This is a genomic window from Nocardia coffeae, assembly GCF_019890715.1.
Taxonomy (GTDB): Bacteria; Actinomycetota; Actinomycetes; order Mycobacteriales; family Mycobacteriaceae; genus Nocardia; species Nocardia jiangxiensis.
Genome location: NZ_JAINZY010000079.1, coordinates 1 through 470, shown reverse-complemented (window position 1 = coordinate 470; position 470 = coordinate 1). Strand labels below are relative to the sequence as shown.

The window sequence follows — 470 nt, the reverse complement described above, 5'->3', positions numbered from 1 at the left end:
GCGGCTGTGTCACAAGAGATCTCACTCCTGGATCCGCCGGAATAGTCCGCCATTGGCTGACGGTCATGCTCGACGGCGACACCCGCGCCCGCCCCCGGACGCCATCGACCCTGCGCGCCTACTTCAGCTCGGCCCGACCGTTCCTGGAGCACTGGGCAACCCGCTACGACCACCTGCGCGAGAGTCACCCGCCACGACATCGCCGCGGCATTGGAACAACTACACGGCTGGAAACGTCGCAGCGCCACCACCGCGCTTCGCTCGCTGTTCCGGTTCGGTAAAAAAACGGGGCCTGATCTTCACCAACCCAACCGTCGGGTTCAACGCCCGCGATGTCGACTTCGCTCTGCTACCCATGACCAGCGAGGAGATCGAGGCCGTCGAACAGTTGGCCACCGACCCCCACCTGGCGGGTCATCGTTGCCCTGGCCGCCGAGAATGCCGCCCGCACCGGCCCTATCCGCCGTCGC

1 pseudogene is annotated in these 470 nt (G+C 66.4%); it reads left to right on the top strand.

The features are described 5' to 3' along the window. A pseudogene (locus K7711_RS47115) lies at positions 1-281 on the top strand (hypothetical protein); the annotation flags it as partial. Positions 282-470: the final 189 nt, after the last annotated feature.